Origin of the sequence: Kitasatospora sp. MY 5-36 (assembly GCF_001182915.1) — a bacterium.
In the GTDB taxonomy this organism is placed as follows: domain Bacteria; phylum Actinomycetota; class Actinomycetes; order Streptomycetales; family Streptomycetaceae; genus Kitasatospora.
The window spans coordinates 1-1,110 of sequence record NZ_LFVW01000291.1; the positions used below are offsets into that span (position 1 = coordinate 1).

Genomic DNA, 1,110 nt, shown 5'->3' on the forward strand with positions numbered 1-1,110 from the left:
CGTCGACAACGCCGCGGGTGCGCACTGCACCGACGGCGGCACGGGCGCCCAGTCGGCGCCGTTCTGCACCATCGGCGCGGCCGCGGCCGTCGTCCGGCCGGGGCAGACGGTGGACATCGCCGACGGGGCGTACCCCGAGGACCTGACCGTCACGAAGTCGGGCACGGCCGAGGCGCCGATCACCTTCCGGGCGACGAAGAACGAGAACAGCCCGGGCGGCGGTGCCCGCATCGGTGGGTGGAACCAGCAGACCAACGGCTTCTTCGTCACGGGCGCCCAGCACGTCCGCTTCGAGAACCTGACGTTCGACGCGGGCTACCTGAAGCCGTCGATCGTGGTGAGCGGCGCCCGGGACGTGGTGTTCGACAACACCTCCGTCCTCGGCGGCACCGGTGTCCGGATCACCGGCGCGTCCGACAAGGTGGTGTTCGGACGCGGCAGCATCGGCTCGGCGGGGCCGGGGATCACCGTCGACCGCGGCTCCACCGGAACCGTTCTGACCACCAACGTGGTGCAGCCCAACTCCGGCTACAACTCGACCGGCATCGTGGTGCAGGACTCGCCGGACACCGTCGTGGTGAGCAACTCGCTGAACACGAACTGCTTCGGCGGGATCGTGCTGGACGGCACCTCGACCGGTGCGGTGGTCGAGAACAACGTGGTGAACACGGCGGCCAACCTCGAGAAGTCCTGCGGGGCCAAGGCCACCGGCGCCACCGGGATCACCGTCGCGGTGAACTCCGTCCCGGGCCTCAAGGCCGACTACAACGTGGTCGACTCGCGCAGCGACGCCGCGGCCTACCACTGGGGCGGCGTCCCGTACGCCGTCCAGCAGGCGTTCACCGCCGCCACCGGCCAAGGCGCGCACGACTTCTTCGCCCCGTCGTGGGTCCAGAAGGGGCCGAACGCGCCGCTGGACGTCACCGTCGACTCGGCGGACGAGAACGCCCCGGGCATGCTGCCGACCGACCGCGGCGGCTGGGCCCCGGCGGACGACGTGACGGTCCCCAACACCGGCACGGGCAGCGGCATCCGCGACCGCGGTGCCTACGAGATGCTCGACATCGGCAGCGCCTTCACCCCGGCCGGTCCGACCCGGCTGCTGGACAC

General features: G+C 71.5%; 1 protein-coding gene. It reads left to right on the forward strand.

Annotation, left to right across the window (positions count from 1 at the left end):
* The coding region (locus AE652_RS20215) for a right-handed parallel beta-helix repeat-containing protein (RefSeq protein ID WP_049653530.1) at nt 1–1,110 on the forward strand (1,110 nt) is incomplete at both ends.